This is a genomic window from Pseudooceanicola sp. NS-SX8, from assembly GCF_057380755.1.
The window spans coordinates 3,922,181-3,938,905 of record NZ_CM170819.1 but is presented as its reverse complement, the minus strand read 5'-3'; the positions used below and the strand labels follow the sequence as shown (position 1 = coordinate 3,938,905).

Here is a 16,725-nt window from a genome sequence, read left to right as displayed (position 1 = left end):
GGAGGGCGCTCCCCCTCACACATCCAGCTCTTCCACGAACCTCGCGTTTTCCTGGATGTACTGGAAGCGCAGCTCGGGCTTCTTGCCCATCAGGCGTTCCACCAGGTCGCCGGTCTCGCCGGGTTCGTCCTCGTCGATGGTCACCCGGATCAGCTTGCGCGACTTCGGGTCCATCGTGGTTTCCTTCAGGTCCTTCGCGTCCATCTCGCCCAGACCCTTGAAGCGGCTGACGTCGATCTTGCCGCGTCCGCCCAGGCCCTTTTCCAGCCACATGTCACGCTCCGCCTCGTCCTGGGCATAGACGTGGATCGCGCCCTGCGTCAGCCGGAACAGCGGCGGGCAGGCCAGGTAGAGGTGCCCGTGGTCGATCATCGGGCGCATCTGGGTGAAGAAGAAGGTCATCAGCAACGAGGCGATATGGGCGCCGTCGACATCCGCATCGGTCATGATGATGATCTTGTCATAGCGCAGGTCGTCGACGTTGAACTTGGTGCCCAGCCCGACGCCAAGCGCCTGGCACATGTCCGCGATCTCCTGGTTGGCGCCGATCTTGTTCGACGCCGCGCCCAGCACGTTCAGGATCTTGCCGCGCAGGGGCAGCAGGGCCTGGGTCTTCCGGTTGCGCGCCATCTTGGCCGAACCACCGGCCGAGTCACCCTCCACCAGGAACAGCTCCGTGCCCTCGCGGTTGGTGTTGGAACAGTCGGCCAGCTTGCCGGGCAGGCGCAGCCGCTTGGTGGCCGACTTCCGCTGGGTTTCCTTCTCCTGCTTGCGGCGCAGACGCTCTTCGGCGCGCAGCACGAGGAAATCCAGGATCGCGCCCGCCGACTTGCTGTCATTGGCCAGCCAGTTGTCGAAGTGGTCGCGCACGGCGTTTTCCACCAGCTTCTGCGCGGCGGTGGTGGCCAGCCGGTCCTTGGTCTGGCCCACGAACTCCGGCTCGCGGATGAAGCAGCTGACCAGCGCGCAGCCGCCGGTGACAAGGTCATCCCGGGTGATCTGCGCGGCCTTCTTGTTGTTGACCAGTTCGCCATAGGCGCGGATCCCCTTCAGGATCGCGGCCCAGAACCCGGCCTCGTGCGTGCCGCCCTCGGGCGTGGGGACGGTGTTACAGTAGCTCTGGATGAAGCCATCGCGCGACGGCGTCCAGTTGATCGCCCATTCCACGCGGCCCGGCTCTCCGAACCGTTCCTGGAAATCGACACGGCCACCGAAGGGGACCTCGGCATAGGTCGAAGACCCTTCCAGCGTCTCCTTCAGGTAATCCGACAGGCCCCCGGGGAAGTGGAAGGTCGCCTCGGTGGGCGTCACCCCGTCGTCGATGGCCGATTTCCACCGGATCTCCACGCCGGAGAAGAGGTAGGCCTTGGACCGGATCGACTTGAACAGCCGCGCGGGCTTGAACCGGTGGGAGCCGAAGATCTGCTCATCCGCGTGGAAGGTCGTCGTGGTGCCGCGCCGGTTGGGGGCGGCGCCGATCTCCTCCACCGGGCCCAGGGGGATGCCGCGGGAAAACCGCTGTTCCACCAGCTTCCGGTCGCGGGCCACCTGCACGACCATCGAGTCGGACAGGGCGTTGACGACAGAGGCGCCCACGCCGTGCAGACCGCCGGAGGTCTCGTAGGCCTTGCCGGAAAACTTGCCGCCCGCGTGCAGGGTGCACAGGATGACCTCCAGCGCGGATTTGCCGGGGAACTTGGGGTGCGGGTCGAAGGGCATGCCGCGCCCGTTGTCGCGGATGGTGACGGAGTAATCCGCCTGCAGCTCCACCTCGATGCGGTTGGCATGGCCCGCCACCGCCTCGTCCATGGAGTTGTCGAGGATTTCCGCCACCATGTGGTGCAGCGCGCGTTCGTCCGTGCCGCCGATGTACATGCCGGGGCGTTTGCGAACCGGCTCCAGCCCTTCCAGCACCTCGATGGAGGAGGCGTCATAGGTCTGCGGCTCTGCGCCCTTCAGTAGATCGTCCGACATGGATGTTCCCGACTGCTCTTGGTGGTTTTTGGTTCGCGACATTATGGCAGCGCGCAGCGCGGGGGGAAAGAGGGCGCGGCCATTGTGCAGCGACGCGGCATTCCCCCTGCGCCGCTGTCGATTGTCTGGTCTGCCAAAGGGCATAGATTGTCTGGAAAGGTGGTTGATCCACCAAGAAAATTTCACGGCCACTCTCGTCGGGCCATCCTTGCCGGTCCAGCGCCGTTGCAAGCACCGCCCGGGGCCGTTTGCACCAATTCGAAAGGTATCATCATGACTGCCGACACCCCGCTGAAACTGAAGATCGTCATCGGCTCCACCCGCCCCGGCCGCATCGGCCCCGACGTGGCCCGCTGGGTCGAGGGCGGCGCCCGCGACCATGGCGGCTTCGATGTCGAACTGGTCGACCTGGCCGACATCAACCTGCCGCTGCTGGATGAACCGAACCATCCGGCGATGAAGAAATACGAACACGACCATACCAAGACCTGGTCGGCCAAGATGGAAGAGGCCGACGCGGTGATCTTCGTCACCCCGGAATACGACTTCTTCGTGCCCGCCACCCTGGTGAACGCCCTGCAGGTCCTCAGCCAGGAATGGAAGTACAAGGTCGCCGGGGTCGTGTCCTACGGCGGCATCTCGGGCGGTCTGCGCTCCGCCCAGGAGCTGCGGACGCTGATTTCCAACCAGGGTGCCATGCCGCTGCCCAACGTGGTGCCGATTCCCATGGTCTTCCCGCTGCTGGAAAACGGCACGGTGAAGGCAAACGAGCCGATGAAGGATGGCCTGACGGGGCTGTTCGACGAACTGGTCAAATGGGGTGCCGCGCTGAAGCCGCTACATTCGGCCTGATCTGACCCTCCCGATACCCCGCGGCGCCCCGGCGCTTCGGGGCGCGGTTCGCCCGCCGGTCCTTCCCTCGGTACCGGCGGGCGTCGTCTTTTGCAGTACCTGGCCCAGGGGCCAGGCGCGCAGCCGGGCAACCATGCTGGGCCCGTACAGGGGGCCCGGCCCGGGCCCGCCCCCGCGGCAGGCTTGCCTGAACCCGTCCCCCGCCATATGGGAGGACGATGAACAACGCCCGATCCGATAGCATGTCCTGGGGCCGCCACCTGCGCGCGGTCCTGGTCCTCGGCCTGCCGCTGGCGGCCAGCCAGCTGGCGCAGATGTCGCTGTCGCTGGTCGATGCGGCCATGCTGGGCTGGTACGACCCCACGACGCTCGCGGCGGAAACCGTTGCCGCCTCGCTCTTCAACGTGCTCTTCCTGGCCGGCAGCGGCTTTGCGGCGGGGTTGTCCTCCCTCGTGGCCGCGGCAGAGGCGCAGGGCGATACCACCCAGGCCCGGCGGCTGACCCGCATGGCGCTGTGGATCTCCATGGCCGTGGGGGCGCTGGTCATGCCGGTGCTGCTTTCGACCGAACGGATCCTGCTGGCACTGGGCCAGCAGCCCGAAGTGGCCAGCCTCGCGGGCGACTACCTCGATATCTACGCCTGGGGCATCTTCCCGGCGCTGGCGACCATGGTGCTCAAGGGCTACCTGGCGGCGCTGGAACGAACCCGCATCGTCCTGGTGGTCATGCTGGTGGCGGTGGCGGTCAACGCCCTGGCCAACTACGCGCTGATCTTCGGCGCCTGGGGCCTGCCGGAGCTGGGCATTCGCGGCGCCGCCATCTCCTCCATCGTCATGCACCTGGCCACCGTGGCCTTCCTGGTGGCCTACGTGCAGCGGGTGCTGCCCGAACAGCAGCTGTTCCGGCGGATCTGGCGCGCCGATCCCGAAAGCCTGGCACGGGTCTTCCGTCTTGGCTGGCCCATCGGCCTGACCCTGGTGGCAGAGGTCGGGCTCTTCGCCGCCTCCTCCATCCTGATGGGGCTGATCGGGGAGATTCCCCTGGTCGCCCACGGCATTGCGCTGCAGATCACCTCGATGATCTTCATGGTGCACCTCGGGCTCAGCCAGGCGGCGACGATCCGGTCGGGCAATGCCATCGGGCGGGGGGCTGTCACCGACCTCAGCCGGGGGGCGCTGGTGGCCATGGCGCTGTCGCTGCTGACGGTCGTGCTGTCCTCCATCGCCTTCCTGGTGATCCCGGACCTGCTGATCGGCCTCTTCCTGGATCCGCAGGCCCCGGCGCGCGACGATATCCTGGCCGTCGGGCGCCTGCTGCTCTACGCGGCGGCGGTGTTCCAGCTGGCGGATGCGATGCAGGTCATGGCGCTTGGCCTGCTGCGCGGGCTGCAGGATACCCGCGGGCCCATGCTCTATGCCGCCGTCAGCTACTGGGGGGTGGGCGTGCCCTGCGCCGCGCTGCTGGCCTTCCCGCTGGGACTGGGGGGCGTGGGGATCTGGCTGGGGCTGGCCGTCGGCCTGACCCTCGCCGCCATCCTCATGATGAACCGCCTCTGGCGCAGGGCGATCCCCGCGGCCGAACAGCGGATCAACGCGGGCCTCGCCTGAAGAACCGCCTGAAGAGCCGCCTGAAGAGCATCCCGAACCACCCGTCGCCACCGGCGCCGCAGGTGGAGATCGGCCCCCATTTCCGGCGCCCGTGTCGGGAAGACGCGCCCAGACACCGGTCCCGCAGGTCCGGCAATGAAAAGGGGCGCCGCTGCCGCGACGCCCCCTCCTATGCTGCGGCACCCGCAGCCGGGGTCAGCCCTCGGTGCGGGACTTCATCAGCCGGTCGGCCCGCTTGCGCACCAGCACGCTGCGCAGGTCATGCATGGCCAGCAGCAGGGTGTCCGTGATCATCTCCAGCTCCTCGTCGCTGGCCTTCGACTGCGCCCATTGCGCCGTCATGTTCAGGTGGTCGACGGTGCGGAAGATGTCGTCCATTTCCCGCGCCGAAAGCACCTCCCGGCGTTCTTCCATCCAGGCCTTGATCGCGGCCAGGTCCTCCGGCTCCAGCGGGCGGTCGCCGTGGGGCTTCACCTCGCCGTTGCGGATGTTCACCACCGCGATCTGATCCATGGCGATGCGGCGCTGCCGGTCCTCGGTGCTGACACGGAAGACGAAGGCGCCGTTGTCGCGGACGCGGAAGTAGTAGGGGGGAAGTTCGGCGCTCATGGGGTCTCCGGGGTCAGCTCAGGCCCTTGCAGAAGGTCTGGATGCGGGTGCAGGCCTCCACCAGGTTGGCCTCCGACGTGGCGTAGGAGATGCGAAAGTTCGGGCTCAGCCCGAAGGCCGCGCCAAAGACGGCGGCAACGCCGTCTTCCTCCAGCAGGGCGGTGGCGAAGGCCTCGTCGCTGTCGATCAGCGTGCCACCCTTGCTGGTCTTGCCGATCAGCCCCGCGATGGAGGGATAGACGTAGAAGGCCCCGTCCGGCACCGGGCAGGTCACGCCCTCGATCGCGTTCAGCATCTCCACCACGATATCGCGGCGTTTCCTGAACAATTCGTTATTGGAGGCGATGAAATCCTGGGTGCCGTTCAGCGCCTCGACCGCCGCCCACTGGCTGATCGAACAGGGGTTCGAGGTGCTCTGGCTCTGGATCTTGCGCATCGCGCCGATCAGCTCCTTCGGGCCTGCCGCGTAGCCGATCCGCCAGCCGGTCATCGCATAGGCCTTGCTGACGCCGTTGACCGTCAGCGTCCGGTCGTAGAGCGCGGGCTCCACCTCGGCCACGGTGCAGAATTCGAACCCGTCGTAGACCAGGTGCTCGTACATGTCGTCGGACAGGATATGCACCTGCGGATGACGCAGCAGAACCTCCGTCAGCGCCTTCAGCTCGTCCCAGGTATAGCCCGCGCCGGTGGGGTTGGAGGGCGAGTTGAAAATCAGCCACTTGGTCTTCGGGGTGATCGCGGCCTCCAGCGCTTCCGCCGTGATCTTGAACCCGGTTTCCAGCGGGCCCTCGACCGTGACGGGCGTGCCGCCGGCCAGCAGCACCATGTCGGGGTAGCTGACCCAGTAGGGCGCGGGGATGATCACCTCGTCCCCGGGGTTCAGCGTCGCCATCAGCGCATTGTAGAGAACCTGCTTGCCGCCCGTTCCCACGGTCACCTGGGCCGGTTCGTAATCAAGGTTGTTGTCACGCTTCAGCTTGGCGCAGATCGCGGCCTTCAGCTCCGGCAGGCCATCCACGGCGGTGTACTTGGTCTTGCCCGCCGCGATCGCGGCCACGGCGGCGTCCTTGATGTTCTGGGGCGTGTCGAAATCCGGCTCACCCGCCGACAGGCCGATGACATCGCGGCCCTGGGCCTTCAGCTCCAGGGTCTTGTTGGTCATCATGATGGTCGGAGAGGGTTTCACGCGGGCCAGCGTGTCGGAAAGGAAGGCCATCTCGTCGGGACTCCGGTTTGTAATGTCGCGCCCACCGTCTTAGGCTTGGCCCGCGCGCGCCGCAAGTTTCATTGGCCGCAGGGCCGGAAGGAGAGAGCCATGACCGACGATTGGTATTCAGCAGAGACCGCGACCTTCGGGGATCGGATCGAAGCGGCCCGAACGGTGGCGAACATGACCCAGGGCCAGCTGGCGCGCCGGCTGGGCATCAAGCTGGGCACCCTCAAGTCCTGGGAAGAGGACCTCTCCGAACCGCGCGCGAACAAGCTGCAGATGCTGGCGGGGGTGCTGGGCGTCTCCCTCACCTGGCTGATCTCCGGAGAGGGCGACGGCGTCGCCGCGCCGGAGGACACGGCAGAGCTTGATCCCTCCGTCCTGACCGCCCTGCAGGAGATGCGGGAGATCCGCACCCAGATGACTGGCATGGTCGAGCGGCTGGCGGTATTGGAGAAGCGGCTGAAAACGTCCCTGAAGGATCTGGCACAATGAGCGACATCACCGCCCCCACCGAAACCTCCCCCCAGGGCGAAAACCGCGAGACCCGGCTCAAGCGCATGAAGATGCGCTCCATGCGCCGCGGCATCAAGGAAATGGACATCATCCTGATCCGCTTCTCGGACGAACTGGACGGGATGAGCGATGCGGAACTTGATCTCTACGATGCGGTCCTGGTGCAGAACGACCAGGATCTCTACCAGTGGGTCTCGGGTCAGAAACCGGCCCCCGCGAACCTCGCCCCGATGATCGACCGCATCGCCGGTCGCTGACCGCTGGCTGACCGCTAACTGATCGGCCGGGGCGCCGCCTGTTGCGGGCAGTCCCGGGTCCGCCAGGCAGGACAAGAAAAAAGGGCCAGAAAATGTGGGGCGCCGTGCCCCATCATTTTCTGGCCCTGAATATGTGCCGGGGGGGCGTAACAGCCCCCCGCCAACAGTGCCCCGTGGGGGGGCGGTCAGCGCCGCTTCAGCTCGGTCCGCAGGACCAGGGCATAGCCGCCCGCCACCAGCAGCATCAGCGCGTACCAGGTGATCGCATAGCTCAGGTGCGAATTGCGGAAGGCCACCACCGTCTTGCCGCCGCGCGGCCAGGCATTGGGGTCCTGGGCCTCGGCATCGACGAAGTAGGGGGCGGCATTGTCGAACCCTTTGGCCTCGCTGATCGACCCGATGTCGCGGCGATACCAGGTGCCGTTATCCGGGTCGTTTTCCTGCGCGAACAGCCAGCGGTGATCTTCGGAGATCCGCAGCAGGCCCACCACCGTGACCTCACCCGCCGGCTGGTCGTAGTCGTCGCTCTTGGCGCGTTCCTCGGGGACGACGCCGCGGTTCACCATCACGATGGTGCCGTCATCGCGGGCCAGCGGCGTCAGGATCCAGTAGCCGGGGCCGTAGTCCGACGGCGTGTAGATCTCCACCGTCTCGTCGTTCAGGTAGTGCCCGGTCAGGCTGACCCGGCGGTACTCGTCGCTTTCGGCGGTGATCCCGGGCCAGGCGTCGGGGCCGGGGGCGGGCACCGGATCGGCATGCACCCGGGCATCGACCCGTTCGATCAGGTCCAGCTTCCAGTGCAGCCGGTGCACCTGCCAGGTGCCCAGCCAGGCAAAGCCCGCGATGCCGATCACCGCAAGCAGCGTCGCGATCACCAGCCGCGGCCAGCGCAGGCCCGCGCGGGTGGGGGAGGGGGTTTCGGTGGGAGTGGGGGACGTCATGTCGGGCTCCGTCGTTGGGGCGTCGTGGCGCCGTTCGGGACCTCTGCAAAGCGAAGGGGCCGGGGAATTCTCCCCGGCCCCTCCAGTGTACTCTATGTCGGCCGGTCAGCCCTGCTGGGATTGCAGGTTCATCAGCTCGTCCATGTCGGGCATGGGCATCATGTTCTGGTTCATGTTGTGCATGACCCAGAGCGAGCCTGCCAGCACGATCACCAGGATGATGACCGAGAAGATCGTCGCGACCAGGGTCCAGCCCTGCTCGACCTTCTTGGAGACGTGCAGGAAGTAGACCAGGTGCACGATGATCTGCACCGCGCCCATGCCCATGATCAGTGCGATCAGGGTGGTGCGGCTCAGGCCCGTGTCGCCCATGACCAGCCCGAAGGGCAGGATGGTCAGGATGGCGGCCATGGCGAAGCCCATCATCAGGCTGCCGAAGGTGCCGTGGCTGCCGGCGTGGTTGTTGTTGTCGCTCATCAGACCAGCCTCACCAGATAGACGAAGGAGAAGACCCCGATCCAGATCAGGTCGAGGAAGTGCCAGAACATCGACAGGGTCGACATCCGGCGCATGTTGGCCCCGTTCAGACCGTGCATGCGCAGCTGCACGACCAGCGTGGTCAGCCAGATCAGGCCGCCGGTCACGTGCAGGCCGTGGGTGCCGACCAGGGCGAAGAACGCCGACAGGAAGGCGGACCGGTCAGGCCCTGCGCCGATGTGGATCAGGTGACGGAATTCGTAGATTTCCATCCCGATGAACACCAGGCCGAACAGCCCGGTGATGATCAGCCAGCGCGTCGTCTCGTCCAGCTTGCCCTTCTCGGCGGCGAGCATCGCCATCCCGAAGGTGATGGAGGAGATCAGCAGCGCCGCGGTTTCGATCGCGACGAAGCCGGGCTCGAACAGGTCGGCGGGGGAGGGGCCCCCGGCATAGGAATAGCCGAGGACCGCGTAGGTTGCGAAGAGGGATCCGAAGATGATGCAGTCGCTCATCAGGTAGATCCAGAACCCGATGTTGGTCGGGGTCTCGTGGTGGCCGTGATCGTGGCCGTGTGCGTCGGTCGCGCTCATGCCGCGGTTCCTTTCGCTTCGGTGGCCGCGATTTCATCCACGGGGATGTAGTAGTCGCGGTTGTAGTTGAAGGTGTGCGCGATCGCGCCGCCGATCAGCAGGATGAAGCTGACGATGGCAAGCCACCAGATGTACCAGATCATGGCAAAGCCGAAGATCATGGCGAAGAAGGACAGGACGATGCCGGAGGCAGTATCCTTGGGCATGTGGATCGGCGCATAGTCCGTCGACCACTTGAAGCCTTCCTGCTTCATCTTCCAGAACATGTCGCGACCGGTAACGTGGATCTCCTGCGGGAAGTTGTACTTCTGCGGGGGGGACTGGTTGGCCCACTCCAGCGTCCGTGCATTCCAGGGGTCACCACCGCAGGCCAGGGCCTTCCGGTTCCGGATCGACACGTAGAAGCACATGAAGGTGCTCAGGATGCCGAACAGGATGATGACGGCGCCGATGGCGGCAACGATGAAGTAGGGCTGCCATGCGGTGTTGTCGTAGTTGTTCATCCGGCGGGTGACACCCATCAGGCCAAGCGCATAGAGCGGCATGAAGGCGACGTAGAAGCCGACGAACCAACCCCAGAAGGCGCGCTTGCCCCAGCGGTCATCCAGCTTGAAGCCGAAGGCCTTGGGCCACCAGTAGGTCACGGCGGCATAGACCCCGAAGACCACGCCACCGATGATGACGTTGTGGAAGTGCGCGATCAGGAACAGCGTGTTGTGCAGCTGGAAGTCGACCGGCGGGATGGCCAGCATGACGCCCGTCATGCCACCGATGGTGAAGGTGATCAGCGCGCCGACGACCCAGTACATCGGCAGCTCCAGATGGACCTCGCCCTTGTACATGGTGAACAGCCAGTTGAAGATCTTCACGCCGGTCGGCACCGCGATGATCATCGTGGTGATGCCGAAGAACGTGTTCACGTCCGCGCCGGACCCCATGGTGAAGAAGTGGTGCAGCCACACGATGAAGGACAGGACCATGATGCAGGCGGTCGCGTAGACCATGGTCTTGTAGCCGAACAGCGGCTTGCGGGAGAAGGTTGCGACCACTTCGGAGAACACGCCGAAGATCGGCAGGATCAGGATGTACACTTCCGGGTGACCCCAGATCCAGATCAGGTTGATGTACATCATGGCGTTGCCGCCGAAGTCGTTGGTGAAGAAGTGGAAGCCGAAGTAGCGGTCCAGCGTCAGCAGCGCCAGGGTGGCGGTGAGGACGGGGAAGGCCGCGACGATCAGCACGTTGGTGCACAGCGCGGTCCAGGTGAAGACCGGCATGTCGAACAGCTTCATGCCCGGGGCGCGCATCTTCAGGATGGTCGCGATCAGGTTGATACCCGACAGCGTGGTCCCGACACCGGCGATCTGCAGCGACCACAGGTAGTAATCCATGCCCGGTCCGGTGCTGTAGGCGGCACCCGACAGCGGCGGGAAGGCCAGCCAGCCGACGCGTGCGAATTCACCGATGAACAGCGACATGTTGACCAGCAGCGCACCGGCCACCGTCATCCAGAACGAGAAGTTGTTCAGGAAGGGGAAGGCCACGTCGCGGGCACCGATCTGTGCCGGCATGACGTAGTTCATGATACCGGTCACGAAGGGCATCGCGACGAAGAAGATCATGATCACGCCGTGCGCGGTGAAGACCTGGTCGTAGTGGTGCGGTGGCAGGTAGCCCTCCGCGCCGCCCGCGGCCATGGCCTGCTGGGCCCGCATCATCAGCGCATCGGCAAAGCCGCGCACCATCATGATGAAGCCGAGCACCATGTACATGATGCCGATTTTCTTGTGGTCGATCGAGACGACCCAGTTCTTCCACAGCGGAACCCAGAGCTTGAACTTGGTCATCAGCGCCAGGACGATCAGACCGCCCAGGGCGACGCCCAGGAAGGTGCCGATCAGGATCGGTTCGTGGTAGGGGACCCATTGGAGGTTGAACCGGCCCGTAAGCCAGTTCCAGCTCTCCGCCGGTTGTACGTGTTCGGTAGCCATCAGTGATCGCCCTCGTTGGAATGTTCTTCACCCGCGTGGGTGTAGCCGGAGTAATCCTTCGCCTCGATGGGCGTCGAATTGCCGAAGCCGTCGACAGAGCGTTTGTTGTCGTAGTCGTAGGCATTGCCATCGGCGATGCCGGCAAGGCCGCCGCCGCCCATGTGATCATCCATCATCATGTCGGAGACGCAGACGGACCCCTCATCGACGCAGAGGCCGACGATACGGTCGAACAGGCCTGCCTCGACGGAGCCGTAGTAGCTCACCGGGGCGCCGATCGTGGGGGTTTCCAGGTCCAGGTAGCTGTCGGTATCCAGCGCGGTGCCTTCGGATTTCACCTTCTCGACCCATGCGTCAAAGTCGTCTTTGCCCATGGAGATCGTGTCGAAGGTCATCTTGGCGAAGCCGGGACCGGAGTAGTGGGCCGAACGACCTTCGTAGGTGTCGTCATGGTCCGAAATCAGGTGCAGCTTCGTTTCCATGCCGGCCATGGAGTAGACCATGCCGCCAAGCGCCGGGATCGACAGGGTGTTCATCACCGTGGCCGAGGTCAGCTTGAAGTTCACCGGGTGCCCGGTGGGGATCGCCAGTTCGTTGACTGTGGCGATGCCGTAGTCGGGGTAGATGAACAGCCATTTCCAGTCGAGCGAGACCGCTTCGACGTTGATCGGCTCACCGGCTTCCAGGTGATCGAGCGAGCGATAGGGGTCCAGGCGGTAGGTATAGACCGCCGTGAAGTAGCCAAGCGCGATGATGATCAGGATCGGCACGCCCCAGACGACGATTTCCAGCTTGGTGGAATGTTCGAAATGGGGATCGTAGTCCGATTTGTCCTTGCGGTCGGCGCGGTACTTCAGGGGGAAGTACACCGACATGAACAGGACCGGAATGATCACGATCAGCATCAGGACGGTGGAGATGATCAGGAGGTTACGCTCCTGGTCTGCCACCCAGCCGGAAGGGGCCAGGACGTGATACTGGCAACCGGAAAGCGCCAGAGCGCCCGCTGCGGCCAGCAGGAGTTTGATTGGTCGGAACAAGGTCTTGCCTCTTGTACTGCCCGCGGTCCGTCAATCGTGGGGAGAGGGCCGGGCGCGCGGGGCGGAGAGTTTGCCCGCCCGGGCTAGGCATTATACGGGCAGACAGCACCGAGACCGATTGTCGCATGCTGGCCGAAACCCGCGCAAAATAACGAAGTGTTGAAGTGGCGTCATGGCTGGGTTTACCCAAACTCGCATCTGGGATGCCAAATTCGGCAGTTGGCGGTGCATGTTGCATCTTCAGGTTGTGTCCTTTTCGAGCTTAACAGGGCGGTTGCGACTCACCTTTGCCCACCGGGTCGCGGTGCGCGGGCGGGGGCAGCCAGCCCGGGCCGGTCTGCTCGCGAGCTGCGGTGCCGTGTGGTTCTTCGGGGGCCGGTGACGGGTCCCGTTCGGTGCCGGACAGGGCAAAACCCCTGCTCTCTAAGGCGCGTCGCGGGCGCGGGCCGGGCGCCGGCGGGGGCAGGCCGATCCTGCGCGCCGGCCGGGACGTCCCGCCGGGGGCATCGGGATGGGCGTTGACCCCGGGTCAGCCGTCGAAGCCCTTGTTTTTTGACATGTCTGCGGTCTGCCATGGTGCGGGCCTCCGTCCTGGTCCCGGGCGCTGCGCTCCATACGTGTGTCATGAAACTGCCGCACGGCGGCGCGCGGGCAGGTCATTGGCCGTGATCCCGGCTGGTCCTGCGGTGGGGACGGCGCTCCCGCCCGGGGCGCTTTCGCCCCCGAACGGTGACTTGCTCACAAAACGGGCGCGGATTTCTGCCTCTGCTCCGTCCGGCTTCCGGCTGGTGCATCTACCCTCTGCGCCGGGGCCTTGAACTGGCCCAACTACTGACAGTTCGCCTTCCTCTGCCCCACCAGACCCGTCCGGCAAAACCCGTCCTGCCAGTTCGTTCCGGCTGGATCGCTCCGCTCCGGCTGGGCTGGTTGAACCTCACCCCGCCCGATCACCATGCGCACGGCATCAAGTCTCGCCCACCGGGGCCGGCCCCGGTGGCACCGTTCCGGGCGTCCGGATCAGTAGATATAGCGGATCTGGTCGCTCCAGTAGCGTTCGATGCGCCGCAGGGATCCGATGATGTCGTCCAGGGCCGAGAAGTCCAGCACGCCGCGCCCCTCCAGGCCCTCCGCATGGCGGGCGAAAAGCTCCGTCACCACGGTGCGGATGTCGCGGCCCTTCTGGGTCAGGCGCACGCGCACCGACCGCCGGTCGATCTCGCAGCGTTCATGGTGCATGTAGCCCATCTCGACCAGTTTCTTCAGGTTGTAGCTGACGTTGGAGCCCTGGTAGTAGCCCCGCGTCTTCAGCTCTCCCGCCGTCACCTCGTTGTCGCCGATGTTGAACAGCAAGAGCGCCTGGACCGCGTTGATCTCCAAAACGCCGACCCGTTCGAATTCGTCCTTGATCACGTCCAGCAGCAGCCTGTGCAGCCGCTCCACCAGGGCCAGCGCATCCAGGTAGCCCTCCATGAACTCCTTCGGCGCCACGCGCGGTCCGATCGCGTTCTGAATGCTCATCCAAGTCTCCGTCGCAAACTGCTCGGGGCGGAAACTGGGTGAAATTCCCGAAAATCCGGTTAATTCCAAATGGATAGACCGTGCGTGGTTAACGGAACCCTGCAGTCGCCCTCCGCCAGCGCGCGTGCCGCGCTGCGGCAACTGCCGGGGCACAGGCCGGGGGTGCAATGGAAAACCCCGCAGTTTCAGGGCCTTGTCGCCCCGCTATCCGCAGCATCCCATGGCCCTGGTCCCGGGCTCCGGCGTGATCTGGCCCAGCAGCATGTCCTGCAGCTCTCGGTAGAGTTTGCGGGTCATCGCCCGGCGGAAATCGCCAAATCCCTCGGCCACTTCGACAAAGGCGCCGGGGCCATGGCGCAGCTCGTCACGGTAGAACTGCACGACCCCCGCATCGGGCCCGGCGATCGCCAGCCCGTTCACGGTGACCCCAGCAAAGGGGAAGTTCGCATAGGCCAGGGCCGGGCCGAAGCCCTCGTTGTTGATCCCGTCGCCCGACACGTCGATCACCTGCCGGTCGCACTGCGGCGCCTGCCGCAGCAGGCCCGCCCCGTGGCCAAGCGCATAGCCCGTCGCGGTGGGAAAGCCCTCGTAGACCCGATGGGCGCTCCGGATCTTCGCCACCGCCGCGTCGATGCCCGCGCCACTGTCCAGCAGGACCCAGGGCAGGATCATCGCATGCTGATAACGCCCGCTCCATTCGTAGGCGGCCAGGGCCACCGGGCCGCGCCCCTGCAGGATCGCATCGCGCACCGCGCCATCGTCCAGCGCCGCCGCCAGACCGTCCCGCTGCAACCGGTACTCCTCCTCGTCGACCGAGGCGGAGACATCCACCGCCAGCAGCAGCGCCAGCCGGCAGGGCGCCGCCACCGCCCCCCCGGCCCAAAGGGCCAGGAGGCAGATGGCGGTGATCCTGCCGGCAAGCTTCCTCATGCCGGGCTTACCAGTGGCCGGTGTTCTCCATCGAGGCCCAGGGCTCGGCAGGCTCAAGCGCGCCCCCCTCCTGCAGCAGTTCGATGGAGATGTTGTCGGGGCTGCGCACGAAGGCCATGTGGCCGTCGCGCGGCGGGCGGTTGATGGTCACGCCCGCGTCCATCAGCTTCTGGCACAGCTCGTAGATGTTCTCGACCCGGTAGGCCAGGTGGCCGAAATGGCGGCTGTCGGAGGGCAGCCCCTCGTCACCGTCCCAGTTGTGGGTCAGCTCCACCGGGCATTCCTCCTGGCCCTCGGGGGCCATGAAGACCAGGGTGAACCGCCCGGCCTCGTTGTCGATCCGCTTGGTCTCCTTCAGGCCCAGAAGCTCGTAGAAGGCCATGGATTTCCCCAGGTCCTCGACCCGGACCATGGTGTGCAGATAGCGCAGTTTCATCGCGTATTCCTTTGCGTCCTTGCCGCACCCCCTGGGCGCCGCTTGGCCGAAAGGTAGCAGTCGACAGGCGTTTGTCGATCTCTAAGACCGGGGGGCAAGGGGGATGACCGCGCGGTCAGCCCACCCGTGCCCGCTCCCGCATCGCCTCAGAAGGCCGACCGGATGCTCAGCCCCAGCCCGGTGCGCCGCGTCTCGTAGAGGCCGATGTTGGAAGAGGTCCGGCTCGTCTCCAGCGTCATCACCGGGTTGAACCCGAAATAGTCGATCTCGCGGAAGGTGATGTCGAGGCTGGCGCTGATCTCCGCATCGCTGCGTCCGTCGTAACTGTAGGGCGACCGGTCGAAGCGGCGTTCGCGCGCTTCCAGGGTCAGGCTCGGATCCGCGCCCAGGGCCGCCTCCAGCCAGACCGCCCTGGGCGCGATCCGCGCGCCCAGGCGCAGGTCCCGGTAATCCGCCGCGTCATTGTCGGAGGCAGAGCGCGTGACCACCCCGTAAAGGCTCAGCTGTCCGCCCTGCCAGGCGTGATCCCAGGCCAGCGACAGCCCCTGCACATCGGCCTCAGGCGCGCCCTCGCCCCGGCGCATCTCCAGCGTGATCCCGGTGGTCAGCCGGTTGCGCGCATCCAGCCGGTGCGCCAGCCGCGCCTCGGCCCGCAGGAAGGCACCATAGGGATCGCCCGCGTACCAGTTCTGCCCGGTCCAGCCCGCCAGGATCAGCTCGTCCGCCGTCCGCCTGCCGCCGGACAGATCACCCAGCAGCACCCGCTGCCCGATCCCCGCCGACAGGGTGGAGCTCGCGAAATCCGCGCCCCGGGCGTCGGGGGCGGCGGCCCTCGCGGTTTCGGACAGGGTATAGCCGTGGTGGCTGGCGCGCAGCATCAGGTCGGTGGCGCGGCTGCCCGTCTCCGCCAGCCGGTACCGCATGTCCGCGCCAAAGCTCAGCTCCACGCCGGACAGGGCACGGGCATCGCCGCTCAGCACGAATTCCCAGGGCAGGCCGTCGATGGTGAAGGTGTCGCGGGTCGATCCGTTGTTCACGTTGTCGGTCGGCGTGATGCCGAAGCTCAGCACGGTGGACCAGGGATTGCGCAGGCGCAGGTAGCGGAAATCGCGGATCGCCCGGGCGCGCGTCGCCTCGCCGGGGGCCAGGTCTGCGGCGCGGCGCAGCCAGTACTGGCCCAGGGTCCGCTGGCCGGCGCTGGACAGGACCTGGGCGCGGACAAGGGCGGCGGCATAGCGTTCCTCGTCGCTTTCGGCGCGGGTCCAGGCCCGGCGGGCGGCATCCTGCGCGGCGGCGGTCCGTCCCATCGCGCGCTCCGCCTGCGCCAGCACCAGCAGCGCCTGCAGGTCGTCCGGGTCGCGTGCCAGCAGGGCACGGGCCAGGGTACGGGCCATGGCCATGTCGCCCCGGGCCAGCCTGTCGCGGGCCAGAAGGCGCATCTGGTCCGGGCTCAGCCCGGTGAGATCGGTCAGAGGCGCTGGTGTTGGTGTGGTCGGGGCGGCCAGGGTGGTTGGTGTGGTCCCACCTGCCGCACCCGTGGGCTCGCTTGCGAAAGCCAGTGCCGCCGGTCCGGCGCCCGCCTCCGCCCCGGTTTGGGCGAAGGCGGGTCCGTTCAGTCCCGGGATCGCGGCCGCGAGCAGGAGGCCCATCAAGATCCCGGTTCCCGGGCCGCGCAGGCATCGCGGCCCGACGTCCTCCGTCGCGCGCAGGCGGAAAAGGCGCGCGGCGGAGGAACATCTCATGATCCTCCCGGTCCGGTCTGTCTGGGGCCGGA

At 66.2% G+C, this 16,725-nt stretch carries 16 protein-coding genes; 4 read left to right on the top strand and 12 right to left on the bottom strand.

Annotation, left to right across the window (positions count from 1 at the left end):
* Positions 1 to 15 precede the first annotated feature (15 nt).
* On the bottom strand, positions 16 to 1,974 hold the full coding sequence (gene parE, locus AC2IR1_RS18010) for a DNA topoisomerase IV subunit B (protein ID WP_486473349.1): 1,959 nt from the start codon (positions 1,972 to 1,974) through the stop codon (positions 16 to 18).
* Positions 1,975 to 2,247: 273 nt separating this feature from the next.
* Between parE and AC2IR1_RS18005 the strand changes: the two genes are divergently transcribed.
* Entirely contained in the window at positions 2,248 to 2,826 is a 579-nt protein-coding gene (locus tag AC2IR1_RS18005; protein ID WP_486473348.1) for an NADPH-dependent FMN reductase, read from the top strand.
* 218 nt (positions 2,827 to 3,044) lie between these two features.
* On the top strand, positions 3,045 to 4,433 hold the full coding sequence (locus AC2IR1_RS18000; RefSeq protein ID WP_486473347.1) for an MATE family efflux transporter: 1,389 nt from the start codon (positions 3,045 to 3,047) through the stop codon (positions 4,431 to 4,433).
* Between the two features lie 195 nt (positions 4,434 to 4,628).
* Here AC2IR1_RS18000 and AC2IR1_RS17995 read toward each other — a convergent pair whose 3' ends face one another.
* Entirely contained in the window at positions 4,629 to 5,042 is a 414-nt protein-coding gene (locus AC2IR1_RS17995) for a hypothetical protein (protein WP_486473346.1), read from the bottom strand.
* Between the two features lie 13 nt (positions 5,043 to 5,055).
* Positions 5,056 to 6,258, bottom strand: a complete 1,203-nt coding sequence (locus tag AC2IR1_RS17990) for a pyridoxal phosphate-dependent aminotransferase (RefSeq protein WP_486473345.1) — start codon at positions 6,256 to 6,258, stop codon at positions 5,056 to 5,058.
* Between the two features lie 99 nt (positions 6,259 to 6,357).
* Between AC2IR1_RS17990 and AC2IR1_RS17985 the strand changes: the two genes are divergently transcribed.
* Both AC2IR1_RS17985 and AC2IR1_RS17980 read left to right on the top strand, forming a co-directional pair.
* Positions 6,358 to 6,747 carry a helix-turn-helix domain-containing protein gene (locus AC2IR1_RS17985; protein ID WP_486473344.1) on the top strand — a complete coding sequence of 130 codons (390 nt, stop codon included), beginning with the start codon at positions 6,358 to 6,360 and terminating at the stop codon, positions 6,745 to 6,747.
* Positions 6,744 to 7,025, top strand: a complete 282-nt coding sequence (locus AC2IR1_RS17980) for a succinate dehydrogenase assembly factor 2 (protein ID WP_486473343.1) — start codon at positions 6,744 to 6,746, stop codon at positions 7,023 to 7,025. The genes AC2IR1_RS17985 and AC2IR1_RS17980 overlap by 4 nt, the downstream gene beginning before the upstream one ends.
* A 185-nt stretch (positions 7,026 to 7,210) precedes the next feature.
* Here the strand turns inward: AC2IR1_RS17980 and AC2IR1_RS17975 are convergent, their stop codons facing one another.
* The 9 genes from AC2IR1_RS17975 to AC2IR1_RS17935 all read right to left on the bottom strand — a co-directional run bounded on the left by AC2IR1_RS17975 (position 7,211) and on the right by AC2IR1_RS17935 (position 16,600).
* Positions 7,211 to 7,966: an SURF1 family protein gene (locus AC2IR1_RS17975; RefSeq protein ID WP_486473342.1), complete on the bottom strand. Its 756-nt coding sequence runs from the start codon at positions 7,964 to 7,966 to the stop codon at positions 7,211 to 7,213.
* A gap of 105 nt (positions 7,967 to 8,071) precedes the next feature.
* The gene (cyoD, locus tag AC2IR1_RS17970) at positions 8,072 to 8,443 is read right to left on the bottom strand and encodes a cytochrome o ubiquinol oxidase subunit IV (RefSeq protein WP_486473341.1); all 372 of its coding nucleotides are present in this window, start codon (positions 8,441 to 8,443) and stop codon (positions 8,072 to 8,074) included.
* A complete protein-coding gene (gene cyoC / locus AC2IR1_RS17965) occupies positions 8,443 to 9,036 on the bottom strand; it encodes a cytochrome o ubiquinol oxidase subunit III (RefSeq protein WP_486473340.1) in 594 nt (197 codons plus the stop codon). The genes cyoD and cyoC overlap by 1 nt, the downstream gene beginning before the upstream one ends.
* On the bottom strand, positions 9,033 to 11,027 hold the full coding sequence (gene cyoB / locus AC2IR1_RS17960; RefSeq protein ID WP_486473339.1) for a cytochrome o ubiquinol oxidase subunit I: 1,995 nt from the start codon (positions 11,025 to 11,027) through the stop codon (positions 9,033 to 9,035). Before cyoB ends, cyoC begins: the two co-directional genes overlap by 4 nt.
* Positions 11,027 to 12,067 carry a ubiquinol oxidase subunit II gene (gene cyoA / locus AC2IR1_RS17955; protein WP_486473338.1) on the bottom strand — a complete coding sequence of 347 codons (1,041 nt, stop codon included), beginning with the start codon at positions 12,065 to 12,067 and terminating at the stop codon, positions 11,027 to 11,029. The genes cyoB and cyoA overlap by 1 nt, the downstream gene beginning before the upstream one ends.
* A 1,017-nt stretch (positions 12,068 to 13,084) precedes the next feature.
* Positions 13,085 to 13,585 carry a MarR family winged helix-turn-helix transcriptional regulator gene (locus AC2IR1_RS17950; RefSeq protein WP_486473337.1) on the bottom strand — a complete coding sequence of 167 codons (501 nt, stop codon included), beginning with the start codon at positions 13,583 to 13,585 and terminating at the stop codon, positions 13,085 to 13,087.
* A gap of 204 nt (positions 13,586 to 13,789) precedes the next feature.
* Positions 13,790 to 14,515, bottom strand: a complete 726-nt coding sequence (locus AC2IR1_RS17945; RefSeq protein ID WP_486473336.1) for a DUF1194 domain-containing protein — start codon at positions 14,513 to 14,515, stop codon at positions 13,790 to 13,792.
* A gap of 7 nt (positions 14,516 to 14,522) precedes the next feature.
* Positions 14,523 to 14,951, bottom strand: a complete 429-nt coding sequence (locus AC2IR1_RS17940; protein WP_486473335.1) for a VOC family protein — start codon at positions 14,949 to 14,951, stop codon at positions 14,523 to 14,525.
* A gap of 146 nt (positions 14,952 to 15,097) precedes the next feature.
* Positions 15,098 to 16,600, bottom strand: a complete 1,503-nt coding sequence (locus AC2IR1_RS17935; protein WP_486473334.1) for a surface lipoprotein assembly modifier — start codon at positions 16,598 to 16,600, stop codon at positions 15,098 to 15,100.
* Between the last annotated feature and the right edge of the window lie 125 nt (positions 16,601 to 16,725).